This is a genomic window from Streptomyces sp. NPDC014734 (assembly GCF_043083325.1).
Lineage (GTDB): Bacteria > Actinomycetota > Actinomycetes > Streptomycetales > Streptomycetaceae > Streptomyces.
In genome coordinates this window covers 20,463-46,376 of the sequence record NZ_JBIBYN010000040.1, presented here as the reverse complement: position 1 = coordinate 46,376, position 25,914 = coordinate 20,463, and the positions used below count along the sequence as shown (strand labels likewise).

General features: G+C 70.7%; 24 protein-coding genes and 2 pseudogenes. 16 read left to right on the top strand and 10 right to left on the bottom strand.

Annotated elements, in window-relative coordinates; translation table 11 throughout:
* Positions 1-162: 162 nt before the first annotated feature.
* A complete protein-coding gene (locus ACF1CT_RS36475) occupies positions 163-714 on the bottom strand; it encodes a GNAT family N-acetyltransferase (RefSeq protein WP_391788330.1) in 552 nt (183 codons plus the stop codon).
* 49 nt (positions 715-763) lie between these two features.
* Between ACF1CT_RS36475 and ACF1CT_RS36470 the strand changes: the two genes are divergently transcribed.
* Positions 764-1,468 (top strand): TetR/AcrR family transcriptional regulator, encoded by a 705-nt coding sequence (locus ACF1CT_RS36470; RefSeq protein ID WP_391788329.1) that lies wholly within the window; start codon positions 764-766, stop codon positions 1,466-1,468.
* A gap of 280 nt (positions 1,469-1,748) precedes the next feature.
* Positions 1,749-2,618 (top strand): LLM class F420-dependent oxidoreductase, encoded by an 870-nt coding sequence (locus ACF1CT_RS36465; protein ID WP_391788335.1) that lies wholly within the window; start codon positions 1,749-1,751, stop codon positions 2,616-2,618.
* A gap of 167 nt (positions 2,619-2,785) precedes the next feature.
* Here ACF1CT_RS36465 and ACF1CT_RS36460 read toward each other — a convergent pair whose 3' ends face one another.
* Entirely contained in the window at positions 2,786-3,289 is a 504-nt protein-coding gene (locus ACF1CT_RS36460) for a DinB family protein (protein ID WP_391788328.1), read from the bottom strand.
* A 229-nt stretch (positions 3,290-3,518) separates the two neighbouring features.
* Here ACF1CT_RS36460 and ACF1CT_RS36455 point away from each other — a divergent pair, with 229 nt between their 5' ends.
* Positions 3,519-4,112 carry a hypothetical protein gene (locus tag ACF1CT_RS36455; RefSeq protein ID WP_391788327.1) on the top strand — a complete coding sequence of 198 codons (594 nt, stop codon included), beginning with the start codon at positions 3,519-3,521 and terminating at the stop codon, positions 4,110-4,112.
* A 333-nt stretch (positions 4,113-4,445) separates the two neighbouring features.
* On the opposite strand, the gene ACF1CT_RS36450 is transcribed toward ACF1CT_RS36455, so the two are convergent.
* From ACF1CT_RS36450 to ACF1CT_RS36430, 5 genes are all read right to left on the bottom strand, one after another.
* The gene (locus ACF1CT_RS36450; RefSeq protein ID WP_391788326.1) at positions 4,446-4,895 is read right to left on the bottom strand and encodes a DUF3592 domain-containing protein; all 450 of its coding nucleotides are present in this window, start codon (positions 4,893-4,895) and stop codon (positions 4,446-4,448) included.
* Between the two features lie 33 nt (positions 4,896-4,928).
* Positions 4,929-5,495, bottom strand: a complete 567-nt coding sequence (locus ACF1CT_RS36445; RefSeq protein ID WP_391788334.1) for a hypothetical protein — start codon at positions 5,493-5,495, stop codon at positions 4,929-4,931.
* A gap of 235 nt (positions 5,496-5,730) precedes the next feature.
* Entirely contained in the window at positions 5,731-7,734 is a 2,004-nt protein-coding gene (locus tag ACF1CT_RS36440) for a hypothetical protein (protein WP_391788325.1), read from the bottom strand.
* A 218-nt stretch (positions 7,735-7,952) separates the two neighbouring features.
* Entirely contained in the window at positions 7,953-9,383 is a 1,431-nt protein-coding gene (locus tag ACF1CT_RS36435) for an APC family permease (RefSeq protein WP_391788324.1), read from the bottom strand.
* Positions 9,380-10,528, bottom strand: coding sequence for a Zn-dependent alcohol dehydrogenase (locus ACF1CT_RS36430; protein ID WP_391788323.1), 1,149 nt, complete (start codon positions 10,526-10,528; stop codon positions 9,380-9,382). The genes ACF1CT_RS36435 and ACF1CT_RS36430 overlap by 4 nt, the downstream gene beginning before the upstream one ends.
* 203 nt (positions 10,529-10,731) lie before the next feature.
* Between ACF1CT_RS36430 and ACF1CT_RS36425 the strand changes: the two genes are divergently transcribed.
* Positions 10,732-11,316, top strand: a complete 585-nt coding sequence (locus ACF1CT_RS36425) for a helix-turn-helix domain-containing protein (protein WP_391788322.1) — start codon at positions 10,732-10,734, stop codon at positions 11,314-11,316.
* A gap of 206 nt (positions 11,317-11,522) precedes the next feature.
* Here the strand turns inward: ACF1CT_RS36425 and ACF1CT_RS36420 are convergent, their stop codons facing one another.
* Together ACF1CT_RS36420 and ACF1CT_RS36415 are read right to left on the bottom strand one after the other, a co-directional pair.
* The gene (locus tag ACF1CT_RS36420; protein WP_391788321.1) at positions 11,523-11,924 is read right to left on the bottom strand and encodes a DUF192 domain-containing protein; all 402 of its coding nucleotides are present in this window, start codon (positions 11,922-11,924) and stop codon (positions 11,523-11,525) included.
* Complete coding sequence (locus tag ACF1CT_RS36415) at positions 11,921-12,406, bottom strand: pentapeptide repeat-containing protein (protein ID WP_391788333.1); 486 nt, start codon at positions 12,404-12,406, stop codon at positions 11,921-11,923. The genes ACF1CT_RS36420 and ACF1CT_RS36415 overlap by 4 nt, the downstream gene beginning before the upstream one ends.
* 93 nt (positions 12,407-12,499) lie before the next feature.
* Here ACF1CT_RS36415 and ACF1CT_RS36410 point away from each other — a divergent pair, with 93 nt between their 5' ends.
* From ACF1CT_RS36410 to ACF1CT_RS36370, 9 genes and pseudogenes are all read left to right on the top strand, one after another.
* A complete protein-coding gene (locus tag ACF1CT_RS36410; RefSeq protein WP_391788332.1) occupies positions 12,500-13,021 on the top strand; it encodes a prepilin peptidase in 522 nt (173 codons plus the stop codon).
* A gap of 168 nt (positions 13,022-13,189) precedes the next feature.
* Positions 13,190-14,056: a class I SAM-dependent methyltransferase gene (locus ACF1CT_RS36405; protein ID WP_391788320.1), complete on the top strand. Its 867-nt coding sequence runs from the start codon at positions 13,190-13,192 to the stop codon at positions 14,054-14,056.
* Between the two features lie 157 nt (positions 14,057-14,213).
* Entirely contained in the window at positions 14,214-14,672 is a 459-nt protein-coding gene (locus tag ACF1CT_RS36400) for a hypothetical protein (RefSeq protein ID WP_391788319.1), read from the top strand.
* Positions 14,673-15,380: 708 nt separating this feature from the next.
* Positions 15,381-15,767: an urease subunit gamma gene (gene ureA, locus ACF1CT_RS36395; protein WP_391788318.1), complete on the top strand. Its 387-nt coding sequence runs from the start codon at positions 15,381-15,383 to the stop codon at positions 15,765-15,767.
* Positions 15,768-15,778: 11 nt separating this feature from the next.
* On the top strand, positions 15,779-16,378 hold the full coding sequence (locus ACF1CT_RS36390) for an urease subunit beta (RefSeq protein WP_391788317.1): 600 nt from the start codon (positions 15,779-15,781) through the stop codon (positions 16,376-16,378).
* 33 nt (positions 16,379-16,411) lie between these two features.
* A complete protein-coding gene (gene ureC / locus ACF1CT_RS36385) occupies positions 16,412-18,286 on the top strand; it encodes an urease subunit alpha (RefSeq protein ID WP_391788316.1) in 1,875 nt (624 codons plus the stop codon).
* 8 nt (positions 18,287-18,294) lie between these two features.
* Positions 18,295-18,795: pseudogene (locus ACF1CT_RS36380) on the top strand (urease accessory protein UreF); the annotation flags it as partial.
* A gap of 104 nt (positions 18,796-18,899) precedes the next feature.
* Positions 18,900-19,687, top strand: a pseudogene (gene ureG / locus ACF1CT_RS36375) (urease accessory protein UreG).
* A complete protein-coding gene (locus ACF1CT_RS36370; protein WP_391788315.1) occupies positions 19,684-20,559 on the top strand; it encodes an urease accessory protein UreD in 876 nt (291 codons plus the stop codon). Before ureG ends, ACF1CT_RS36370 begins: the two are co-directional and overlap by 4 nt.
* Positions 20,560-20,929: 370 nt before the next feature.
* Here the strand turns inward: ACF1CT_RS36370 and mgrA are convergent, their stop codons facing one another.
* A complete protein-coding gene (gene mgrA, locus ACF1CT_RS36365) occupies positions 20,930-21,970 on the bottom strand; it encodes an L-glyceraldehyde 3-phosphate reductase (protein WP_391788314.1) in 1,041 nt (346 codons plus the stop codon).
* A gap of 200 nt (positions 21,971-22,170) precedes the next feature.
* Here mgrA and ACF1CT_RS36360 point away from each other — a divergent pair, with 200 nt between their 5' ends.
* The 3 genes from ACF1CT_RS36360 to ACF1CT_RS36350 all read left to right on the top strand — a co-directional run bounded on the left by ACF1CT_RS36360 (position 22,171) and on the right by ACF1CT_RS36350 (position 25,747).
* On the top strand, positions 22,171-22,932 hold the full coding sequence (locus ACF1CT_RS36360; RefSeq protein WP_391788331.1) for an isoprenyl transferase: 762 nt from the start codon (positions 22,171-22,173) through the stop codon (positions 22,930-22,932).
* A 395-nt stretch (positions 22,933-23,327) separates the two neighbouring features.
* Complete coding sequence (locus tag ACF1CT_RS36355) at positions 23,328-24,650, top strand: PhoH family protein (protein WP_391788313.1); 1,323 nt, start codon at positions 23,328-23,330, stop codon at positions 24,648-24,650.
* Positions 24,651-25,042: 392 nt separating this feature from the next.
* The gene (locus ACF1CT_RS36350) at positions 25,043-25,747 is read left to right on the top strand and encodes a lytic transglycosylase domain-containing protein (RefSeq protein ID WP_391788312.1); all 705 of its coding nucleotides are present in this window, start codon (positions 25,043-25,045) and stop codon (positions 25,745-25,747) included.
* Positions 25,748-25,914 lie beyond the last annotated feature (167 nt).

Below are 25,914 nucleotides of genomic sequence, written 5' to 3'. Positions count from 1 at the left end.
CGCCTCGAAGAACCTCGCCTTCAGGTCTCCAAAATCCACGATCCCCGCAACTCCCTGAACAACAGGGTGTTGCGGGGATCAATAGAACCCGCCCTCGCGGGACCGGGCCCTCGCTGTCCCAGCGGGGACGGCGCCGCGTCCTCCTGGCCGGAATGCCGTCCGTCATGGGCGGCGGGCGTGCCACTCCGGGGCCAGGACCGCCCAGACCTGCTTGTCGTAACGGGTGCCCCTGTAGGGCCAGTACTCGCGGCGGACACCTTCGAGCGTCATGCCGAGTCGCTCGGCCACCGCGGAGCTGCGCCTGTTGTCGGCCCGGCAGTGCCATTCGGCGCGGTGCAGTCCGCGGACGGTGAACGCCCATTCCACCAGCGCCCCGCATGCCTCGGTGATCAGGCCGCGCCCCTCGGCCGACGGCTCCAGCCAGCAGCCGATCTCGCACGAACCGAAACCGGTGTCGAAGTCGACGAACATCACGCCGCCGACCAGCGTGCCGTCGAGCCAGATGCCGTACAGGCGGGCGCCGTCCGCGGCCTGGCGTTCGGCATACCGGCGCAGCGTGCCCCGCGCGCCGTCCACGTCGTCGGTGACGAAGCCGGGCCCGACCCAGGGGCGGATGTGCTCGCGGGCCCGGTCCATGTGGGCGGCGAACTCCTCAGCGTGCCAGATTTCGAGCGGGCGCAGACAGGCGGTGTCCCGGAGGGGGAGGGAGAGCACGGTGACCTCACATTCACACAACAAGTGTTATGGATACTACGGTGGCAGCATGGCACGTACCAAGGGAGATCACGAAGCCCGTCGGCGCGACGTCTCCGAGGCGGTCTGGCGGGTGCTGGCCGTGCGCGGCTTCGGCGGGCTGACCATGCGTGCCGTCGCCGCCGAGCTCGGTGCCACCACCGGCCTGCTGACCCACTACTTCCCCGCCAAGCGCGACCTTGTCGCCCATGCCCTCGAACTGCTCGACCGGCGATCCGCGGCCCGTCCCCGACGGGTGGCGGGGGAGGGGCTGGCCGCGCTCAGGGCCGCGCTGCTGGACGTCCTGCCGCTGACCGACGAGGCCACCGACGGCAACCGGATCTGGGTGTCGTCCTGGGACACCGCGCTCGCCGACCCGGCGCTGTGCGAGGACTACGCCCGCAAGTACGCGCGGAGCCGCGACAAGCTGAGCGATCTGGTCGCGGCCGCCCAGAGGCTCGGTGAACTGCCCGCCGGAGACCCCGCGCGCGTCGCGGCCGGTGCCCAGGCCTTCGTGCTCGGCCTGGTGGTTCAGGCGCTGCTCGACCCGGAGGCGTTCCCGCCGCAACGGCAGATCGATCTCCTCGACGACCATCTGGCCGCGTCGGCCGCGATGCCAATGCCGGCCGTGTCGGCCGTGTCGTCCGCGATGCCAGTGCCGGCCGTGTCGGCCGTGCGGGCCGCCGCTCCGGTCGAGACGGCGACCACGTCGGCCGCTGCGCCGGAGGCCGGTTAGGATTCCGGTCCGGATTCCGGTCCGGATTCTGGTTCGACTGCCACGTCGGAGGCCGGTTCGGATGCCGCTTCCACCGTGCTGACCACGCCGCCCCGGCCGGAGGCGGACGGGGTGGCCGAGGCCCCGTTCTGACGACGGGGACCCTCCGCCTCCTGGGCGGTGCGGGACCCGGTCGGACGTACCCGCCGTGCCCGCCCGCACGGCCCTGCGTAACGTGACGGACGGCCGCACGAGGGTACCGGCGGTTGCCGAAGGCGTTCCGGACGACCGGAGGGTGGACGTGAAGATCGGTCTGCACTACTGGAACTACTCGCAGCCCGCCGACCCGGCGCTGATCGCGCCCACGCTCGCGGAGTCCGCGCGGATCGCCGACCGGTCCGGGGTCGCGTCGTTCACGGTCATGGACCACTACTTCCAGATGGAGACACCGCGCAGCACGGCCGACGAACCGATGCTGGAGGGGTACACCACGCTCGGCTACGTGGCGGCCGTGACCGAGCGCATGACGCTCGGGCTCATGGTCACGGGCGTGATGTACCGGCATCCCGGGCTGCTGGCGAAGATCGTCACCACGCTCGACGTGCTGTCGGGCGGCCGGGCCCGGCTCGGTATCGGCGCCTCCTGGTACGAACGCGAACAGTACGGGCTCGGCGTGCCGGTGGTACCGGTCGCCGAGCGGTTCGAGCGGCTGGAGGAGACGCTCTTCATCTGCCTGCAGATGTGGAGCGACGACAACGGGCCGTTCCGGGGCCGCCACTACCAACTCGCCGAGACGCTCTGCGTGCCCGAACCGATCGGCGAACGCCCGTCGATCATGATCGGTGGCGGGGGCGAGCGGAAGACCCTCCGCCTTGTCGCCCGGTACGCGGACGCCTGCAATCTGTTCGCCACCGGGCGGGAGGAGGTCACCCACAAACTCGATGTGCTGCGCGCGCACTGCGAGATGGAGGGCCGTGACTACGACGCCATCGAGAAGACCGTGATGTACAACGGCCCGGTGCTGGACAGCCCGAACAGGTTCCTTGCCGACGCGGAGACGTACGCGCGCCTGGGCGTCGGCGAGATCCAGGTGCTGCCGGACCGCCACCCGGTCAGTTTCACCCAGCAGATCGCCGAGCACATCGTGCCCCGGGCGGCGACGATCGGATAGCGGAACGTGTATGGGGCGGGGCGTGTTCGGTGTACGGGGTGCGGCGTGTTCGGGGCGGGACGGGTACGGGAGGACGAGTACGGGACCGGGGCGGGGCGGGGCAGGGCGCGACGGTGTCCGGTGCGCCCGCGGATGCCGTCGCGTCCCGCCCCGCCCCGAACCGGTTCTCAGGTCCCGGTGGTGCCGTCGACGATCTCCCGGATCACGTCGAGGTGGCCGTTGTGCCGGGCGGTCTCCTCGATCAGGTGCAGGACGATCCAGCGCAGATCGGGGTGCCTGCCGTCCCTCCACGCGCCCTTGGCGGGGGTGTCCAGGTCGTGGGAGGCGACGAGTTCGCGGTAGCGGGTGGTCCGGGACTCGTACAGCGCCAGTACGTCGGCGAGCGGCATGTCCACGGCCATGCTCATCTCGCGGTCGGGGTCCTCGTCCGTCCAGGGGCCCTCGTCCTCGCCGCCGAGGAACACCACCTCGAACCAGGAGTACTCGACCCAGCTGAGGTGGTTGATCAGCCCGGCGATCGTCATCAACGGGGAGCCGGGGAGCGGGGCCCGGCGGGCGTCCTGCGGCGAGACGCCCTCGCACTTCGCGCGGGCGGTGTCGCGTACGTAGTCGAGGAAGGTGGCCAGTTGGGTGCGCTCGTCCCATGCGGGAGGCGAATCGGTGCGTGTCATCGGCGTACACGATGGGTGATCGGGAGTCGTCTGTCCATCGGGTTGTTCCAATGGGGTCCGCCGCTGGGTCCGTGGGCCCACGCCCGGTCGGGCCTGGCTGATTACGCTCGGACGTGACCCATCGTGAGCACATCCGGCCCGGCGCCCGTCATGGGCGTCCGTCCGACGCGCCCACGCGCACCATGACCTGCACGCTCCACCTGATTCTGTTTCATGGGGTGATGTGTCGATGAGTGATGGCTTCTTCTACTCGTACCACCTCGGCTGGAGCCGCCCGGACGCCGAATCGCTCTTCGGTGATCTCGACGCGGCGGGACTGCGGCTCGGCCATCCGGTCACCAGACGGGTGACCCTGCTCGGACCGGGGCCCGACCCGTGGGGCACCCTGTCCTGGGTGACCAGGGAGCAGATGGTGCTCCTGGCCGGGCTGCAACGGATCGACAGCGTCGACTTCCTGCTCTGGACGGACGGTGGTACCGACGTTCCGGCGCGCATCAGACGGATGGGCGACGGCGTCGTCGCCCTCGAATTCTCGTTCGGGCAACTGGTTCAGGACGAACAGGAGGTGGCGGCGCGGGCCATCCGGGAGGCGATCGGGCGGGCCTCAGTTCTCTGTATCGGGTTCGTCGTCGACCGCGAGGGTGCCTCCGCGGCGACCGACTGGAGCGGAGTCGTCGTCAACGGGACGACTTTCTTCGACAGTTGGCCGGACACGCTTGCGGTGCGGCACGAAATAGCGGCGATGCAACCGCAGTTGTCCGGCGTGGCGTCGTTCGACCAGTCGCCGTGGATGCTGTTCGGGAGCGAGGTGCCGAGCCGTTAGCCGAGCGGTCCGGTCTCTCCGGGGGAAAAAGAGAGGCGAGCTCGGGGGCGACGGGCCCGGGCGCGACGGACAGGACCGGACCGACGGGACCGACGGAACCGACCGAATCTGACCGACGGGACTGGCCGAATCGGATCGATGGGATCGATGGGATCGACGGGACCGACCGACAAGGCGGGCCGGTAGGGGCCGTCGGCGTTCCCGGCCCGGGCCGTGGCCCCGTGCTCCGTCGCGGTGTCCCGGGGCCCATGTTCGCGGGTACGCCCCGCAGGCCCACCCGCGCGTCCTTCGCGAACGCGCCCTCAGGCCCCGCGCATCGTCTCCGGCGCGTCCTCAGATCCATCCGCGCATCCCCGCGAACCCCAGCAGCAGCCCCGCCGCGAACACCCCGAGCACGACGGCGAACACCGCGGGCATCACCACCGGCCCCCACGCCCCCGGCCCGGCCACCGTGGCGTGCTTCGCCGGGTCCGACGGGTCGTAGCTGACCCGGACCGGCGTTCCGACCGCGAAGCCGAACGGCCCGGGAGCGTGGTCGGTGAACTCGACCTCCCGGCCGTCGCGGGTGCGGAACGCGAAGACGTACTCGGTGACGTAACTCCGCTCCGCGCCCGGCCCCCGGTCGACCGTGCGGCGGTCCGCGCACCGGCCCTCGGCGTGCTCGCCGTGCCGGATCAGGCGCAGCACGCCGTTCAGCCGCAGTGCGGACCGGACGGCGAACGCGCCGAGCAGGAGGCCGAACAGAAGCAGGAACGTGGCCGTGCCCCCGGGGAGAACCTGCATGAAGGAGAGCCTTTCGTGCCCCGTACTCGACCGCTACTTGACCGTGATCGACTCGACGAACGCGTCGAGGTCCTGTCGGCTCAGCGAACCCTTCACCGCGTTGATCCGGACGGCGAACGGGACGTGCTTCGAATCGACGCCGGCGACCACGACGCCCGTCATCTCGGTGCCCTGCGCCGGGGTGGAGTCCTTGCCGCTGGACGTGAACTCGTAGTCGATCCTGCGGGCGTCCCGGGCATCCTCCGCGCCCGCGAGCCGCACGTCGGAGGTCTCCTTGCGGACCGTGCCGAGTCCGATGCCGGCACCGGCCGCGGCCGCCGCCTCCTCGGCGTCGTCCACGCCCGTGGCGAAGTCGAGCTGCACCGAGACCATGCCGGTGCGCACGCCGCCCTCCTCCTTGAGGGCCACCGCGGCGTTCGCCTTCGCACGGTCGGCGGCCGGCTGCTCCTTGTACCCCTTCTTCTCGGGGTATCCGACGGAGAGGCTCTTGGTGTCGAGTGTGCTCCAGCCCTCGGGGACCGAGGCGGCGTCCTCGCCACAGCCGGTGAGCAGGGTGAGACCGATGGCGGCGGCGGCAACCGCGCCGAATGCCCGGGACATCTTCATCGTCGTCGTCATCGCCTATCGCTGCCTATCGCTTCTTTGCCGTGCTTTGCTGCCCGTGCTTTGCTGCCCGTGCTCTGCTTGCCGTGAGCCGTGAGCCGTGAGCCGTGAGCCGTGAGCCTGTTCATGGCCACTGTCGCCGTGCGGCCGTACCCGTGCCGTAGCCACTGCTACAGCTACAGGCACGGCCGCACCTTTGGCTACCCCGTCCCCGTCCCCACCCCTGTCCGCGCTACTTCGCGCAGTAGCTGTACGGGAGGTAGGAGCGCTTGTCGCCGTTCGGGGCCCCGAGGAATTCCGCGTCCGTCAGGGTCTCCTTCTTGTGTTCGTCCGAGATCGAGAACCCGAGGCTCATGCCGAGCGACACCTCGAAGCCGAACTCCTGGGCATCCGTCTCACCGAGGTACTTCATGGAGCTCGACAGTCCGTCCTCGAACATGAGCTGCTCGAACGGGTCGCTGCCGGAGGGCTTCTGCTCCAGCGAGTGGTCACCGAACATGTACTCGAACGGGGCGGTGTTGTCGCCGGATCCGCTCAGCCACTGCTCGGCGATGGCCCGCTTGTCCTCGGTGGCCTGATCGGTGTCCTTGCCGAAGACGATCGAGTTCGTCGTGACCTGGATGCCGCTCTCGCCGGAGGAGTCGCCGCCGCTGATCTTGCCGCCGCGCTTGTCGTCGCCCTTCTTGCCGTTGTCGCCGCTGATGTCGCCCTTGTTGGCGGTCGAGCCGCCCTCGTGGGTCTGGGTCATGTCGATGCGGACGATCTTGCCGGTCTTCTGGTCGCGGGTGACGGTGAGTGCCCCGGTCCGGTTGTCCTTCGCGGACGCCTGGCCGCCCAGCGGGCCTGCCGAGCCGCTGACCTTGCCCTCCAGTTCGAGCTTGGAGGTGTACGTGTACGACTCGTTGCCGTTGACGTCGTCCTTGGTGATGGTCACCTCGGGGGAGAACTTGGCCTTGCCGCCGAGCTTGGCGCCGAGCTTCGTCTCGTCGCCCGCGCTGATGGAGAGGCCGCCGTCCGCGTACCCGTTGAGGCCGATCGTCGAGTAGGAGATCTTCTTGTCGCCGATCTTGCTCTCGACGTCCTTCTTCTTGTCGGCCCACTTCATGCCGGAGTACCAGCCGCCGCCGTAGCCACCGCTGTACTTGGTGGAGGTCTCCCACATCTTCATTTCCTCGATGTCGTCCCGCATCTTCTGAGCCTCCTCCTCGCTCTTGAAGACCCAGGTGTCACCGTTGGTGATCTTGATGCCGCCGCCGACGTCGACGTCCGCCTTGCCGAGCTTGCCGAGCTTGACGCCGGGGGTGCTGGCGGTGGCGCCGGCCGAGGCGGCGTCCGTGAACGTCATGTAGACCAGCTTGTCGTTCCCGTCGATCTTGCCGTCGCCGTTCACATCGGTGTTGGCCTGGCTGACCTTCTGCTGGAAGCCGTACTCGTTGCCCCACTCGAACCAGCCGATCTTGACCTTGCCGCCGACGGTGTCCGAGATGCTGGAGACCTGGCACATCTTCGGCTCGTAGTCGGCGTCGGTCTTCGGCTTCGCGGTGGTGTCGGTGTTCCCACCGCCCGTGGAACAGTTGCCACCGCCGCCGCCCATCGAGCTGATCACGCAGCGGATGCGCTCACCGATCTGACCTCCGACGCCCGCCATGGACATCGCGCCGATCAGCGTGACGACGAGGACGACCACCCCGAGGTATTCCATCGCGGTGGCTCCGCGGTCCCGCCAGGTGTACGAGTACGTCGTGGGCGACTGCTCGTCCTCACGGTCCTCCAGCAGGCGGTGGACGGCCAGCCCCGCGGCGGCGCCGGTCGCCAGTGTGACGATCGGCATCAAGGTGCCCTCGACGCCCACGAGATGCCAGGCGACGGCCAGCCCGTAGACGACCGCCGCCACCGGGATGCCCAGTCCGGCGAGCAGGGTCAGCAGCCGCGACTCGCGGCGTTCGTACGGCAGGACCCGGACCGAGGCCAGGACCGTGAGCACCGTCGTGATGACGTTGGGAACGTGCAGCAGGCCGAGGCGCCAGCCGAACGACGCGAGCCGGTCCTCGGTGGCGAGGAGCTCGACGAGCCCGCGCGACACCAGATACCCGGAGGCGATGTACACAAGGGCACCGGCGGCCCAGCTGCGCGTCAGCGCGAAGAAGACGCCACCGCCCGCGCCGGGGGAACCACCTCCGCTCCCCGGTGGTATGTGGCCCGTGCTTCCGCTGTGCCAGCCCCCGCCGCTCGTCACGGTACTTCCTCTCCGACGTCCACATGCTGTGCCCGTAACCGCAGTTGCGCAGACGGGTGTGGACGTGAGCGTACGGACGCACGGGCCGGGTGACCTGGGCCCTTGGCCCCAATGTCGGGCCCAACGGCCGATGCCCCGCGCCGCCCGCCGGGGGTGCGGGGACGCGGGGCATCGGGGTCGGGAGGGGACTGCCGGACGTGCCGGAGGTGCCGGAGGTGTCAGTCCAGGTCGTCGGCGAACGTTCCCGCGCGCTCGGCGACCTCCGGTCTGCGCACCCGCAGGACGGCGAAGCCGACGACGCCGACGACCAGCGCGCCGACGAACACGTACGGCAGCACGTTCAGCGGCCACTCCGGGACGGGCCACAGGTTGCGGTAGAAGACGTAGATCATCGCGGCGGCACCGATCAGGCCGAGGCCCCAGGTGAGGAGCAGGCCGCGGGCCCCGATCCGGCGTACGAACAGCGGCGCGGCCAGACACACCAGGGTGTAGCTGAGCATGTAGCCGAAGACGCCGATGGTGTCGATGTACGACGTCGCGTTCAGCGGCGCGGTACCGGCGCCGACCACGAGCACCGCGGGGACGACGACGAACGGGGTGATGGTCCAGATCGCGGCGGACGGGGTGCGGTGGCGGGGGTGGGCGACACCGAGCCGGGCCGGCATCACACCCTCCTTCGCCATGCCGAACAGCAGCCGGGCGGCGACGGTGATGCAGGCCATCACCACGGCCACGAACGACGCGGCGAAGCCCGCGTGCAGGAAGAACTTCAGGAAGCCGAGCCCGGACATCTCCGCCAGTTCGTCCATCGGGTCGGAGCTCTTCCCGAGGGCGTCCGCCCCGCCGAACCCGGCGACCTGCGCGTACGTGGCGAACATGTAGAGCACGCCGGCCAGGATCGCGCTGCCCATCACCGAGCGGGGAATCGCCTTGTACGGGTCGGTGGCCTCGGCGCCGAGCGAGGCGGCGCCCTCGAAGCCGACGAAACCGAGCACGCCCAGCACCACGGCGAAGACGATGCCGTCGAGGGTGGAACCGCTCAGGCTCAGCTGGTCGGTGTCGATGATGTTCCCGCTCTTGAAGAACGCGGGGAGCAGCACGACCACGATCAGGACGATCGACACGACCTCCAGCACCGAGGCGACCCGCGCCGCCGTCCGCACGCTGGCGATCGTCAGCCGCATCGCGACGGCGGCAAGCAGCACGTCGAGCAGGATCTGGCCGGTGATCCCCGTGAAGACGCCGATGCCGATCTGGTCGAGGGCGCGCGCCGTGTAGTACCCGGCGCCCGCGAGCGAACCGGAACCGATGCACACCGCCCCGATCAGCAGCGCCCAACCGGTCACGAAGGAGCCGGGAGCCCCGAGCGAGAGCCGGGAGAACGCGTACAGCGAACCGACCCCGGCCCGCCGCCGGGCGAACACGCAGATGCAGTACGCGATGGCGAGGACGGCGGCCATGGCCAGGAAGAACGAGAACCAGGCGCCGTTGCCCGCGGACGCCGCCATGCTGGCGGGGGCGAAGGCGATGACGGCGCTGGGCGCGACGTTCGCGACGCTCTGCGCGCCGACCTCGAACGTGGAGACGGAGCGGTGGGCCAGTCCGTCGGCCGACTGCTGCGGCGCTGCCTGCTTCCCGGCGGTGCTCATGTCCGGTCCTCCATCATCAGCAGCTGGCGCAGGGCGTGACCGGCGGCGAGGTCGGCCAGGGCGGCGCCCGCCTCGTCCAGCGGGCGGCGTGCCGAGATCATCGATTCCACATCGAGCTCACCCGACACCACGAGGTCCACCAGGGCCGGGATGTCGCGGGCGGCGTCGACCGATCCGTAGTTGGAACCGAGGATGCGCTGGTCGGCCTCGGCGAGCGCGAGCGGGTCGAAGCGCGCGGTGCGCCCGGTCGGCGGCAGGCCGACGATGACGGCGGCGCCGCCCTGGCCGAGCGCCGCGATGGACTGCTCGGTGGTCTCGATCTTCCCGATGGCGTCGAACACGTAGTCCAGGCCCTCCGGGACCAGGGCCCGCAGCGCCTCGACGACATCGCCGTCGCGGGCGTCGACCGCGTCCGTGGCGCCGAGCCGACGGGCCAGCTCCAGCTTCTCCGGGACGACGTCGACGGCGACGATGCGGCCGGCCTTCGCCAGCCGGGCGCCCTGGACGCAGGACAGCCCCACACCGCCGCAGCCGATGACGGCGACGGTGGCGCCCTCCTCGACGCCGGCGGTGTTGCGGACCGCGCCGACACCGGTGGCGATGGCGCAGCCGACCAGGGCGATCACATCGAGGGGAGCGTCCTCGCGCACCTTGATCGCGCCGGAGGCGGGGACGACGACCCGCTCGGCGAACGAGGAGACGCCGAGGTAGTGGTGGGCCGGTTCGCCGTCCACCGAGAGGCGGGAGGTGCCGTCGTACAGTACGCCGCCGGGCGCGACGACCTCGGCGACCAGGCTGCACGCGGCCGGACGCCCGGAGAGGCAGAAGCGGCAGGTGCCGCAGGACGGGACCCAGGAGAGCACGACGTGGTCGCCCGGTGCGAGACCGGTGACGCCCTCGCCGACCGAGGTGACCACACCCGAGCCCTCGTGACCCAGCACGACCGGGACGGGGTGGTCCCACTCGCCGCGGATGACGTGCAGGTCGGAGTGGCAGACGCCGGCCGCGGTGACGGCGACCTCGACCTCTCCGGGGCCGGGCGGGGCCAGGGTGACGTCGGTGACGGTCACCTCCTGCCCCGGGGAGCGGAAGACGACGCCGCGAATGGTGCGCGCGGTGCTCTCTTGGGAGGACGGGGAGCTCATCGGCTTACTCCTCGGGTGGTGCGGGACGAGCGGGGGAGGGAAGGAAAGGGCGGCACGGGGGAGGGCCACCAGGACGCCGTGTTTAGTGCCATTAAACTTTCGTCAGAGTTTTACAGCACTAAACTCGCCCCGTAAAGACCCTTTCGACCTGCAGTTCTCCCCGGCCACCGACGGTGACGCCTGCGACAGGTAGCGTGTCCGCCATGTCCGAAGCCCCTGACAGCCACATGTCCACGATCGGCCCGCGGCTGCGCGAACTGCGCCTGGCACAGGGGCTGACGCTCGCGCAGATCGCCGAGTCCGCCGGTGTCACCAAGGGGTTCGTCAGCCTTGCCGAACGCGGCAAGACCTCGGTCTCCGTCCCGACCCTGATCCGCATCTGCGAGGCGCTGGGCACCGGCATCGCCACGCTCTTCGACTATCCGGACCAGGACGTCGTCAAGGGCGGCCGGGGCGCCAAGCTGGAGATGGGCGGGCACGGCATCGAGGAGTTTCTTCTCACGCCCGCCGAGGAGCGGCACGTCCAGGTCATGCGGACGATCCTGAGCCCCGGCGGAGGCTCGGGCGGCGCGTACAGCCTGGAGGCCGAGACCGTCTTCGCCTACCTGGTGCGCGGCACGCTGCGGCTGACCGTGGACGGCGAGCCCAGGTTCCTGGAGGCCGGTGACTCGACGACGTTCTCGGCCCGCGCCGCGCACGCCTGGGACAACCCCGGCGAGGACGAGGCCGAGGTGCTCTGGTCGATCGCCCCGGCACTCCCGCGCTTCCGCACGAAGCTGCGACCGTAGGCCACACCTCCGACCGGCGCCGCGCGGCGGACGCGGGAACAGCCGGGACGGGGAAACGGCGGGGGACGGGGAAACAGCGGGGACGGGGAAACGGCGGGGGCGGGGGAACAGCGGGACGCGGGAACAGCGGAGACGGGGAAACCGCGGGGGGCGAGGAAACAAGCGCCACGAGGTGCCGTAGCTGTCGTCGCGCGCCCGCCAGGGACTTACGAGGCCCCTTGGCCCCGGTCCGTCTCCTCCTGGACGATCCGCACCCGCGCCCCCGGCCGCAGCCCCCACTTCTCCATCGCCCCGGCCTCCGACTCCACCACATGACGGGCCCTCAGCCGGGGCAGCCCGAGCAGGCCCGGCTTCATCGTGCGGACCGCGATCACGCGGAACTTCCGGTCCAGGTACGCCACATCGATTGTGAACCGCATCCCGAAGGTGTGCACGCTTCCGCACGGCGTGATCAGCAGCGCGCCGTCGATTCCGTCCTGCTTGAGCAGTCCCCGGCTCCTGGCCCGGTACGAGGCCGCGATCCGCAGCGGTATCTCCGGCTCCCGCCCTCCCTGTGCGTCGGTGACCGTCAACGTGCCCTTGCCATTGCGCCATTGAGCCATGGTCATGACGGTAGCGTCCGGTGACGGTCGCTGGGTCCGGAACGGTGCACGGTGGGTCCCAGGGCCCATGTCCCGCGTGCGGGACAGCTCTTAGGGTCGGCATTGTGTACGCCATGCTGACAGTGCTCGCCGCGCTCTGGGGCGCAGCGTCCGGGCTGCTCCTCCCGCGCGCCGCCTACCGGTTCTCCGTCGAACCCGAGGAAGCCTGGCGCGACACCTGCCCCGCGGGCCATGCCCTGACCGGGGTCGCCCGTGGCTGGCTCGGTTCCACCCGGTGCGCCGGTTGCGGGTCCCCGGTACCGATGTCGATGCCGGTGCCCGTCACCGCCGAACCGCGCTCGACCGAACCGAGCGCCGAAGCCGAACCGCGCTCGACCGAACCTGCCGCCACCGCCGAACCGCGCTCGACCGAACCGGCAGTCACCGCCGAACCGGCAGTCACCGCCGGACCGGGCGGCGCCGCCGAACCGGGTTCGGCGGAGGAACAGGACGCCCCGCGCCCCGGCGCCGAGCCGATCGGCCCCGCGCTCCCCGGTCCGGACGCCGCGCGGTCCCAGGCACGCTACGCCCCCGGCGCCCTGATGCCCCTCGTCACCGCGCTTGCCTGCGCCGTCCTCGCCGCTGCCACCGGGCCCCGGCCCGAACTCGTTGTGTGGCTGCTGCTGGTCCCCGTCGGGGTGCTCCTCGCGACCGTCGACCGCCGTGTCCACCGACTGCCCGACCGACTGACCCTGCCCGCCGCCGGGGCGGTCACCGCGCTGCTCGGCATCGCGGCGCTGCTCCCGGAGCACACAGGGGACTGGACGTCCGGCCTGCTCGGCGGGGCGGCCCTGGGCGGCTTCTACTTCCTGCTCTTCCTGATCAACCCGAACGGGATGGGCTTCGGAGACGTCAAGCTCGCCCTGTCACTGGGGGTGGCGCTCGGCTGGTACGGCTGGACCGTCCTCTTCGCCGGCGGTTTCGCGGGCTTCCTGCTCGGCGCGGTGTACGGGTTCGGGCTGATGGTCCTGAGACGGGCGGGACGCAAGACCGGCATCCCGTTCGGCCCGTTCATGATCACGGGTGCGCTGCTGGGCCTCCTGCTCGGCGGACTCGCCGCCTGATACCGGAAGACCGTATCCGTCGAAGACAAGACCGTATCCGTCGAAGACAAGGCGGTGTCCGTCCAGTCAAGGCAGTGTCCGTCGGGACGAGGCAGTGTCCGTCGGGACAAGGCGGCGTCCGTCGAAACGAGGTCGCGTCCGTCGCCACCCGGATGACACCATTCCCGTATGCCCGCAACACCAGCAGAACCCTCGCCGACCGCGGCCCGGGCCGCAGACGCGGACGCAGCCGGGGCGGAGGCGGAAGCGCGAGCGGCGGCAACGCGAGCGGCGGAACGCGCGCGCTTCGACGTGCTCGTCGCGGAGGCCGCCGCCGTGTCCGTCGACGGCTGGGACTTCTCCTGGCTCGACGGCCGCGCGACCGAACAGCGCCCCTCCTGGGGCTACGCCCGCGCCATGGCGGACCGGATGGGCCGGGCCGGGGCGGCCCTCGACATCCAGACCGGCGGCGGCGAGGTGCTCGCCTCCGTGCCGAAGCTCCCCCCGCTCACCGTCGCCACCGAGTCCTGGCCGCCCAACGTCGCCCGCGCCACCGCCCTGCTGCACCCGCTCGGCGCGGCCGTCGTCGCCGACCCGGACGAGCCGCCGCTGCCGTTCGGGGACAACGCCTTCGACCTGGTGGTCAGTCGTCATCCGGTGACCACCTGGTGGGCGGAGATCGCCCGGGTGCTGACCCCCGGAGGCACGTACTTCTCGCAACAGGTCGGCCCGGCCAGCGTCTTCGAGCTCGTCGAGTACTTCCTCGGCCCGCAGCCGCCCGAGGTGCGCGGCGCGCGCGACCCCGAGCGGGCGCGGGCCGAGGCCGAGGCGGCCGGCCTCGACGTCGTCGACCTGAGGCTGGAGAGACTGCGTACCGAGTTCCGCGACATCGGGGCCGTCGTCTACTTCCTGAGGAAGGTGATCTGGATGGTGCCCGGCTTCACCGTGCAGGAGTACCGCCCGCGCCTTGCCGAACTGCACCACCGCATCGAGACCGAGGGCCCGTTCGTCGCCCACACCACCCGGTTCCTGATCGAGGCCCGGAAACCCCGTTGAGGCCCGCAAGCCTCCGCCGATGCCCGCAAGCCTCGCTGAGGTCCGGAAACCCCGTTGAGGCCCGCTCCGTGGACTCGCCCGACGCTTCCGTCCGAAGGGTGCGACCCTGGACGGGAGGCGCGCGGCGGCGCACGGAGGCGCACAAAGGGGGACGGACATGGGGGCGGGCAACGACGAGAGAACGCCGCGTGTCCCGCGACAGGGCAGGGGCGACTGGCTCCGTGGGGCACGGATCGTCGGCGTGCTCGGCGTGCTCTACCGGCCGGAGGGACGCCTGGCGGAACCGGAGGCCGTCGAGTTCCTGCTGGCCGACGGCCAGTCGGTGCTGCTGACCTGCGGATCCGACTGGACTGTGCGGATCGGCCCCGGTGCCTGGCCGCGGCTGCCCGACTGGTGTGTGCCCACGGGGCAGTGGGAGTTCGCCGCCGTGTCCGGCCTGCCGCGGACGCCCGACGGAGGCTGGACCGTCACCGGTACCGAGGAGCGCGGGGACGAACGGGGCGAGGTGCGCGAGGTCGTCATCCGGTGCGAGGGCGGGCGCTTCGTCGTCGGCGGCGGCGACACCCTGACGATTCGCTTCACCCGCGGCCACCGCGGCGCCCCGGCCACGGCCTGAGGACCGTCACCGGTCCCACTCCCGTCCCCACGTCCTGCGCCCCACGTCCCACGCCGCCTCCGCGTCACCCCGCCGGACCCCGCCCGCCCCGAACGCCGTCGGTGCCACGCCACCGTCCCCGTCGGCCGGCGGCACCGGAAGCTCCCCGACCCGCGACGCACGCCGGTGCGCCGGCTGTCCGGCACCGCGTTTTCGGTGGCCTCCGTCGGTGAAGCCCCGGGTCCCGTACGACGATCGGCTCAGCGACCCGCCATGCGTCGGCACGTTCCCCGTTCGCGACGGGCGACCGTTTCGGTCACACACTCGCGTCGGCATCCTTTCGGGGGGGTGACCGTGTGGTGATGCGGCAGCCTGTCGGCCCTCGGCACGATGATCGGCTGCGGCGCGGAGCGGTTCGGCCGGCGAACCGGCGGAGCCGCATCGCGCCGCCGACTCATGTTCGTCCCCGGATCAGGGAAATCCCGTGGTCGCGGTCCACCTGCACGGGTGCACCTGCTCGACCACTGGCGACTGCCCGGCCCGGCGGTGTTCGGCACCGCAGGCCGCCCGCCGAAGGGACACCGCCGGTCCGCAGGGGATGTGCCGACATGACGTGTCTGCCGGGCCCGGTGGACGTGTCCGGACGGACGGTCGGGCGTGGGCCGGGAACACATGGTGCCGTCGCCCCTCCCGGGGCCGGGGCACCCTCACCACCACGGAGGAACACGGATGCACCTGATTCCCTCGGAGCAGGAGAAGTTGCTGCTGAGCGTGGCCGGGATGCTGGCCAGTTATCGCAAGGAGCGTGGCATCAAGCTGAACTACCCCGAGGCGGTGGCGTACATCAGCTGTTGGGTCATCGAGGAGGCACGGGCGGGCACCTACGGCGTCGACCAGATGATGAGCGATGTCGACGTTCCCCTGGAACAGCGGAAGGGCGACACCCAGGGCCGGGGCGAGAGCGTCCTGACGACCGACGACGTCATGGCGGGCGTGCCCGAGATGCTCGACATCCTCCAGGTCGAGGCGACCTTCCCCGACGGGCGCAAGCTCGTCACCCTCTACGACCCGATCCGCGAGCCGAAGGCCGTCCCGCTGCCCGCTACCATTCGCTGAGGTCGAATCCCATGCCCTACTTCCAGCCGCTGGCCCCGAGGCCTCCGGTGACCACACCGGTCCCCTGCCCGCGCACGTGCCCCTGTTACTCGGACCACCCCTGGCAGAAGCCGGGGCACGTACCGCCCTCAGCCCTGGACCCGAGCCGCCCCCACGACTTCTCCCGGTACGAGGTGGGAGGAGTGTGGGTCAGGGACCCGCACGCGGTGCACGTGCTGAACTCGCAGAGCGACAGCACCACCGTCTACGTGGTCAACGTCGGTGACCGCGACATCCAGATCGGTTCGCACTTCCATCTGGCCGACGTCAACGAGGACCTGTTGTTCTTCACCGACCCGGACACCGCCACCCTCGCCGAGACCGTTCTGACCGACCCTCAACTCGGGCGCTCCGCGCAGATCCGCGCGGCCCGCGAGCTGGCGCACGACCGGTCGAAGACGACGGGGCAGGCCCCCTGGGGACACCGGCTGGACATCGCTCCCGGCGACTCCATGCGGTTCAGCCCCGAGAACGCGCCCAGCGAGGCGATCGAGGTCGTGCCGATCGGCGGGAGGCGGCGTGTTCCGGGCCTGCGCAAGGACAAGCCGGCTGACGACGTCGCTCTCGACTGACCGGGCCCTCGTACACCCAGCTGGAGGTATCCAATGGCGAACATCACCCGCGAGCAGTACGCGAAGTCCTACGGCCCGACCGTGGGCGACCAGGTCCGCCTGGGCGACACCAATCTCTGGATCGAGGTCACCGAAGACCTGACGTTCGGCGGTGACGAGGCGGTCTTCGGCGGCGGCAAGACCATCCGCGAGTCGATGCTGCAGGGGACGGACACCAGTCTGCAGGGCGCCCCCGACACCGTGATCACCAACGTGATCATTCTGGATGTCGCCCCCGCACTGGAGCGGGGGAACGGCAATTCCATTGTGCGCGCCGACGTCGGGATCAAGGGGGGCGAGGTCGTCGCGGTCGGCAAGGCCGGCAACAGCGACGTCATGGACGGGGTCACCCCGGGCCTGGAGATCGGCCCTTCCACGGACGTGATCTCCGGCGAGGGCAAGATCCTCACCGCGGGTGCCGTCGACACCCACGTGCACTACATCTCCCCCTCGGCCGTCATGGAGGCGCTGTCCACCGGGACCACCACGCTGGTCGGCGGCGGCGTGGGGCCCTCCGAAGGATCCAGGGCGACCACCGTGACGCCCGGCCCGCAGCACCTGGTGAACCTGCACCGCAGCTTCGACGACCTGCCGATCAACGTGATGCTGCTGGGCAAGGGCAACACCGTCAGCGAGGAGGGCCTTGACGAGCAGGCACTCGCGGGCGCCGGCGGTTACAAGATCCACGAGGACTGGGGAGCCACTCCGGCAGCGCTGGACGCCGCACTGAGGGCCGGGGAGGAGTGGGGTCTGCAAGTCACCCTGCACGCCGACTCCCTCAACGAGGCGGGCTTCGTCGAGACCACCCTCGATGCCATCGGCGGGCGCGGGATCCACGTCTTCCACGCCGAGGGCGCCGGCGGTGGGCACGCCCCCGACATCCTGAAGGTGGCCGCCGAGGAGAACGTCCTGCCCGCCTCGACGAACCCGACGCTCCCGTACACCGTGAACACGGTGGCCGAGCACATCGACATGCTGGCCTCCGCCCACCACCTCGATCTCAGGAACGAGAACGACCAGGCGTTCGCCGACTCCCGCATCCGCTCCACGACCATGTTCGCCGAGGACGTGCTGCACGACATGGGCGCGATGTCCATCACCTCCTCCGACGCCCAGGCCATGGGCCGCATCGGCGAGGTCGTGACCCGCACCTGGCAGGTCGCCCACGTCATGAAGGAGTGGAGCCACCAGACCTTCAAGGACGCGAACTTCTTCCACGGCGCCGGGCAGGGGCCGGGCGACAACGCCCGTGCGCTGCGCTACGTGGCCAAATACACCATCAACCCCGCCGTCGCCCACGGCATCGACGACTACGTCGGTTCCGTGCGGGAAGGCAAACTCGCGGACCTCGTGCTGTGGGACCCGCGGTTCTTCGCCGTGCGGCCCGAGATGGTCATCAAGGCCGGTGCCATGGTGATCGGCAACCTGGGCGACCCCAACGGTTCGGTCTCGACCCCGCAGCCGACCTTCCTGCGACCCGCGATGGCCTACGCGATCGCCTGCCGGCTGTCCTGCTCGTTCGTCTCCGGGAAGGCGCTCGACCCGCCCTCCGGCACCGACCCGTACAGCGCGGTGAGCGGCAGGGGCGTGTTCAAGGACTCGTTGAAGGAGACCCTCGGCCTGCGGCGTGAACTGAAGGCCGCCAAGCCCGTCAAGGACGTCGGGAAGGCGGACATGATCTTCAACGGCGAGCGATTCGACATCGACATCGATCCGACCACGTTCAAGGTCGCGGTGAAGATCCCGGGAGTCGACCCGTCGGCGGGGCACAGCCTCACCAAGCACAGGAGTCGGAACGGTTTCTGGTACCTCGATCAGCCGAAACCGCCGAAGAGCCTGCCGCTCACCCAGCGATACCTGCTGTTCTGAGGCGCCCGATGAGCACCTCCTCGCTCCTGCTCGCACTGCTGGGCGACGCCCGGCTCCCGTCCGGTGGACACACCCAGTCCGCCGGTCTGGAGCCGGCGTTGCGGGCCGGTACGACATCGGCCCAGGTACCCGCCTACCTGCGGTCCCGGCTTCGCACCGTCACCCGCGTGGAGGCCGGCACCGCCGTCGTCGCCCGTGCGGTCGCGGCGAGCGGCGGCGACCTGGCCGACGTCGAGGCGGCCTGGGCCGCCCGGACCCCCAGCCAGGCGTTGAGGGCCAACGGCCGACGCCTGGGACGCGGGTATCTCCGTGTCCTGCAGACGCTCAGGCCCGGCCCCGTCGACGCTCGGGCACGCACCTGGTCGCGCCCCGTCGTGCTCGGTCTGCTCGCCCACCGCGCCGGGATGGACCCGGCCGACCTGGCCCGCCTGGTCGGGTACGACGACGCCCAGACCGCGGCAGCGGCCCTGCTCAAACTCGAACCGCAGGACCCGCTGCTCATCACCGCGTGGGTGAACGAACTCCTCCCCGACATCGACGAGACGGCCGCCCAGGTGGCCGGTCTCCACCTCCCCGAACAGATCCCCGCCCACGGCGCTCCCCTCATCGAGCGCTGGGCCGAGACCCACGACACCACCACAGAGAGGCTCTTCAGTGCCTGAGAACGCCACCGCCCCCACCCGTGCCATGCGCCTGGGCGTAGCCGGCCCCGTCGGCACCGGCAAGAGCTCGCTCATCGCGACGCTGTGCCGGGAGCTCTCCGGCGAACTGCGCCTGGGCGTCATCACGAACGACATCTACACCGACGAGGACGCGCGCTTCCTCAGGAGCGCAGGGGTGCTGGACCCCGAACGAATCCGCCCGGTGGAGACGGGAGCGTGCCCCCACACGGCGATCCGTGACGACGTGACGGCCAACCTGCTGGCGGTCGAGGACATGGAGGCCGACTTCGGCCCGCTGGACCTGGTCGTCATCGAGTCCGGCGGCGACAACCTCACCGCGACTTTCTCCCCGGCCCTGGTGGACGCCCAGCTGTTCGTCCTGGACGTGGCCGGCGGCGGCGACGTCGTCCGCAAGGGCGGTCCCGGAATCGCCCGCGCCGACCTGCTCGTGATCAACAAGACCGACCTGGGCGAGCACGTGGGCGTGGACGTCGCACGCATGGCGCGCGAAGGGCGCGAAGCCCGTCGGGGTTCCCCGGTGGTCGCGCTGTCCCGGCACGACGAGGTGTCCGTCCGGACGCTGACCGACTGGGTCCGCGACACCCTCGCGCACTACCGCAGCGGCGAGCACACCCCGGTCGATCCGGGCCCCATGGCCCCGCACTTCCACGCCGGGCGGGACGGCGTGGAACCCCACGCGCACGGCCGGAATCCGGCGGGTGCGGGGCAGAGCGCGTGACCGGTCCGACCCGCCTGAGCGTCATTCCCACGGGGAGCCGCAGCCGCGTCCACCGCACGACCGGGCACCTGACGGCACGGACCATGGACCTGGACGCCCACGGCGCCCGGGTGGGCCTGCTCGCCACCCGGGCGCTGCTGCTGTCCGGCGACGATGTCCGTATCGAGGTGGACGTCGCTCCGGGTGCCTGGCTCGACGTCGTGGAGACGACCGGCACGGTCGCGTACGAGGGCGACGCGCCGTCCTCGTGGACGATCGACGCCACAGTGGGCGACGGAGCAGTCCTGACCTGGGCGGGCAAGCCCTTCGTGGTCTCGGACGGGATCGTCACCCACCGGGACACCCGGATCCGGCTGCACGGCACCGGCAGGGCCCTGATGCAGGAGAAGATCGTCCTGGGCCGCGCCGGACAGACGGGCGGGGACCTGACCACGTCCCTGAACGCGACGGACGACACCGGGCCGGTGCAGGTGGAGCACCTCGACCTGAGTAGAGGGGCCCGCAGCATGCCCGGCGTCCTCGGAAACCTCCGCTCCATGGACACCGTCACCGCTCTGGGCTGGTCACCCGAGCCGCTCGGCGAACCGGAAGCCGGCACCACCGGACCGGGCGAGACCTACTTTCGCCTGGACCGGTCCGGGGCCGTACTGCGCTGGATCGGAATCGGCAGGTTCCGTGACCGGTTGTGCGCCCCCACCTTCGCCGCCTGGTGCGAGGAAGCCATGCGCCACCGTTCCCGACGCCCCGGGCGGGCACCACTGCGGCAGGCGGGGCACCGGCCCCTGCGCGACACGGTTCCCGGCAGGCCCGCAGCCGGCGACCCCACGGACGCGGTGTCGACGGAGGCATCCGCCCGGCGGGCCGTCCCCTGACGGCGGCAGCCCGCCGGTGAACGGTTCGCGGCGCCGCGGCCCGGGGCTCCGGCGCAGTGCGGTTCCCTTCGTGATCCACCACAGGCCGCGGGGCTCCGCGGCGGCCCGCGGGCGTCGATCCGGCACCGTGCCCGGACCGGAGTCCGGTGAATTCGGAGAGTAATTGTGGAGTGGCGTGGCACGCAGCACCACTTACGAAGGGTTATGGTGGAAACCCCCCCTCGGGCCGGTCCGTATCCCCCCCCACGGACCGGCCCGTTTTTCTGCGCCGATGGCGCGCCTCTTTCCCACCCCTCCCACGGTTCGTTCCGTCCTCCGGCCCCGCCGCGGGGGAGTCCCGGTGACGGGACCGTCCGGCGCGGGCCGTCCGTCAGCCCCGCCCGGCCCAGATGTTGGCGCCCGCGGTGTCCACGGCGAAGGTGTCGATCTCCCGCAGTTCCTCGGCGGACAGCGGCGGTCCGGCGAGCGCCGCGACGTTCTCCTCCAACTGCCGCACGCTCGACGCGCCGATCAGCGCCGACGTCATCCTGTCGTCCCGCAGCACCCAGTTCAGCGCGAGCTGGGCGAGTGACTGACCGCGCCGCGCGGCGATGCCGTTCAGCCCGTTCAGCCGGCGCAGCACCTCATCGGAGAGCAGACCGGGGTCCAGCGACTTGCCCTGGGTCGCGCGCGAACCCTCCGGGATGCCGGTCAGGTACTTGTTCGTGAGCAGGCCCTGGGCCAGCGGCACGAAGGAGATGCAGCCCATGCCGGCCGCCTCCAGGGTGTCGAGGAGCCCGTCGTCCTCGATCCAGCGGTTGATCATCGAGTAGGACGGCTGGTGGATCAGGGCGGGCACACCCATCTCCCTGAGCAGCCGGGCCGCCTCGGCGGTCTGCTCCGCGTTGTACGAGGACACGCCCGCGTACAGCGCCTTGCCCTGCTGAACGGCGGAGGCCAGCGCCCCCATCGTCTCCTCCAGCGGGGTGTCCGGGTCGAAGCGGTGGGAGTAGAAGATGTCGACGTAGTCGAGGCCCATCCGCCTCAGCGAGGCGTCGAGCGACGACAACAGGTACTTGCGCGAGCCCCACTCGCCGTAAGGACCGGGGTGCATGTCGTACCCGGCCTTGGTGGAGATGATCAGCTCGTCCCGGTACGGGACGAAGTCCTGCCGGAAGATCTTGCCGAAGTTGAGCTCGGCGGAGCCCGGCGGAGGTCCGTAGTTGTTGGCAAGGTCGAAGTGGGTCACCCCGAGGTCGAAGGCGCGGCGCAGGATGGCGCGCTGCGAGTCCAGCGTGCGGTCGTCGCCGAAGTTGTGCCAGAGGCCGAGGGAGACGGCGGGCAGCTTGAGTCCGCTGCGACCCGTACGGCGGTACTCCATGGAGTCGTACCGCGAGTCGTCGGCCCGGTGCGGGAGAGGAGAATCAGTCACGTTTCTCTCCTTATCACGGACTTGTGACAGACCGGGTTGGGCCGGTCTGCCGCCTGCGCAGTAATGTGGCGTTTCCGGGGACTGCGAGGGCACGGCGGAGCGGTGGGCTCCGCGGAGCGGTGCGGCGATCCCCAGAGGGACGACCCAGGACCCCGGGCGGTGGGGCGGGCGGGCCCGCACGGAACCGAGAGGTGAACTCAGTGAACTTGCGCGACCTGGTGTACCGGCTCTACGCGCGCCGGGTGGAGGCCCGCCTCGACCACGCCCAGGTGCCCAAGCACATCGGTGTCATCCTCGACGGCAACCGGCGCTGGGCGAAGGCGTCCGGCGGCACGGCCGCGCAGGGACACCAGGCAGGGGCGGACAAGATCCAGGAACTGCTCGGCTGGTGCAGCGAGACCGACGTCGAGGTGGTCACGCTGTGGCTGCTCTCCACGGACAACTTCGACCGGCCCGAGTCCGAGCTGATCCCGCTCCTCGGCATCATCGAGAACACGGTGCGCGATCTCGCGGCGGACGGCCGCTGGCGCGTCCACCACGTCGGCACGCTCGACCTCCTTCCCGCCCACACCCAGACCGTTCTCAAGGAGGCCGAACAGGCCACCGTCGGTGTCGACGGGATACTGGTCAACGTCGCCGTCGGCTACGGCGGGCGCCAGGAGATCGCGGACGCGGTCCGCTCCCTGCTGCTGGAGCACTCGGCCAAGGGGACGTCCTTCGAGGACCTGGCGGAGATCGTCTCCACCGACCTGATCTCCGAGCACCTCTACACCCGGGGCCAGCCCGACCCGGACCTGGTCATCCGCACCAGCGGCGAGCAGCGGCTCTCCGGTTTCATGCTCTGGCAGAGCGCGCACTCCGAGTACTACTTCTGCGAGGTCTTCTGGCCGGCCTTCCGCCGCGTCGACTTCCTGCGCGCCCTGCGCGACTACGCGGCCCGCCACCGCCGCTACGGCGGCTGACGAAGTCCGCCCCGGCGGCCCCGTGCGGGTGTTTCCCGCCCATTCGTCCCGGGGGCGGATCCGGAGCCGCGAGGTGCCGAACCCACCCGGTCCGGAGCGCCACTTCAGGCTCACCCATGCCCGAGGTCCGGCATGGCTTCGCGCGTTCGAGGGAATACCCCAGACAGGTCGGCGTCCGGTCACCAACCAGGCGGACGTCGAGTCCAAGTGAGCGGGCACGAGCCCGCTCGCCCGGGAGGCCCTTTGCACACGAAGGACCGTACACACAGTGCGTCCGACGCGGAGGGCCGGTGCTCGGCCCGCGCATCGGGGCCGCAGCCCGGTCCGTCCTCTCCCATTGGGATGCTCCGCGACGCCGTCGCACCCCAACCTCGTCCGAGGGGGTACGTCCTTCCGTGGTGACCAGCACAAAGCGCCGCATGTCCGACAGGCGCACCTATGTTCTCGACACCAGCGTCCTGCTGGCCGATCCGAACGCCATGGCCCGATTCGACGAGCACGAAGTCGTGCTCCCGATCGTCGTGGTCACGGAACTGGAGGCCAAACGGCACCACCCGGAGCTGGGTTACTTCGCCCGGCAGGCCCTGCGCCTGCTGGACGACTTCCGCACTCGGTACGGCCGGCTGGACGCCCCGATTCCGCTGGGAGACCTGGGCGGGACACTGCGCGTCGAACTCAACCACTCCGATCCCGGCGTACTGCCCGCCGGCTACCGGTTGGGTGACAACGACTCACGGATCCTCGCCGTCGCGCGCAACCTCCAGGCCGAGGGATACGACGTCACGGTCGTCTCCAAGGACCTGCCGCTGCGCATCAAGGCGTCGTCGGTCGGCCTCCTCGCCGAGGAGTACCGTGCCGAACTCGCCGTCACCGACTCCGGCTGGACGGGCATGTCGGAACTCTCCCTCGCCGCGGACCAGGTGGACCTGCTCTACGGGGAGGAGACGCTCCACGTCCCCGAGGCGGCCGAACTGCCGGTGCACACCGGGCTGGTGCTCCAGTCCGAGCGGGGCAAGGCCCTCGGCAGGGTCACCGCCGAGGGCGGTGTGCGCCTGGTCCGCGGCGACCGGGAGGTCTTCGGCATCCACGGCCGCAGCGCGGAGCAGCGCATCGCCCTCGACCTCCTCCTCGACCAGGACGTGGGCATCGTCTCGCTGGGCGGCCGGGCCGGCACGGGCAAGTCCGCGCTGGCACTGTGCGCCGGGCTCGAAGCCGTCCTGGAGCGCAGGCAGCACCAGAAGGTGATGGTCTTCCGCCCGCTGTACGCGGTCGGCGGGCAGGAGCTGGGCTACCTTCCCGGCACCGAGGCCGAGAAGATGAGCCCCTGGGCGCAGGCCGTCTTCGACACGCTCTCCGCGGTCGCCGGACGCGAGGTGATCGAGGAGGTGCTCGGGCGCAACATGCTGGAGATCCTGCCGCTCACCCACATCCGCGGCCGCTCGCTGCACGACGCCTTCGTGATCGTCGACGAGGCGCAGTCGCTGGAGCGGAACGTCCTGCTCACCGTGCTCTCCCGGATCGGGGCCAACTCCCGGGTGGTGCTCACCCATGACGTGGCCCAGCGGGACAACCTCAGGGTCGGCCGGTACGACGGGGTGGTGGCCGTGGTCGAGAAGCTCAAGGGACATCCGCTCTTCGCCCACATCACGCTGACCCGCTCCGAGCGCTCCCCGATCGCCGCGCTGGTGACCGAAATGCTGGAGGAAAGCCAGATCTGACACGGGATACGACCGTTGGTGCCGCCCGGCGAGCGCAGCAGCTTAGCCGGGCGGCTTCGTGCTGCGGCGTCTTTTCCGTGAATCACCTGGACCAAACGAGGTGTGAGCTTTCACACGCGACAGAGAATTGCTTCCCGGTGTGCCGTTCCGGCAGAGTCTTGCTTCCGTCAGGCCCCGCATACGGCACACCCGCACCTCCAGAGGTGCCATGCACCACACAACTCAACAACCGACTGCCGTATGCCGCCCGCGAGTACCACGCGGCGCTCCCTTCCGGGGGAGTCGCCCACCGGGCCCGTACCTCCCGTGACCCAAGCAGTGGGGAGGTCAGTGCCAGGGGCACGATTGCGCCCGCGAGGTCACCTAAGCGGGCGATGCTGGAAGGAAACCGTGTGAGCCGGATCTCGGTCCGGGGGTTCGCAGTGGCGTCTGCCACCGCGGTCACCACCGTCGGCGCCGTCGTAGGCGTTGCCTCGGGCAGCACTCCCGCTGTCGACGACAACAACTTCGAGGCGACCGCAGCGGACACGACGCTGCTCGCAGACATCCCCGCCGGTCAGCAGGCCCAGGTGCAGACCGCCTCGCTGACCCAGCAGGCCGACGCCCAGGCGTCCGCGGCAGACGCGGCGGCGAAGAAGTCGGTAGAGGAATCGGCCCGCATCCAGGCCGCCAAGGACGCCAAGTCGAAGAAGCAGGCGGCCGAGGCGAAGCTGGAGAAGGAGCGCAAGGAGAAGGAGGACGCCGAGCGCGCCAGCCGATCCGAGATCCGCAGCACTGCCTCCTTCGCCCAGCAGAGCTCGTACACCGTGGCAGAGGTCAAGGCGATCGCGCGGCAGATCGTGCCCGCCGACCAGTTCCAGTGCTTCAGCAACATCGTGAACGTCGAGTCGACGTGGAACTACCGGGCGAGCAACCCTTCCTCCGGTGCCTACGGCCTCGTGCAGGCACTGCCCGGCTCGAAGATGTCGAGCGCCGGTGCCGACTGGCAGACCAACCCGGCCACCCAGATCAAGTGGGGCCTCAGCTACATGAACGGCGCCAAGTACGGCAGCCCGTGCGGTGCCTGGGCCTTCTGGCAGGCCAACCACTGGTATTAGGACGTATCCGACGATTCCGCGTGGAATCGTCGGACACGGCCTAGGCCCCTCCCGGCCCGGAGAGCCGTGCGAGGCCGCCGTATTGACCTCCCGAAGCCCCTCACCGTTCTGCGGTGGGGGGCTTCGCGCGTGTACGGTCGGTCCGGACGACTCGGCCGGTCACCGGT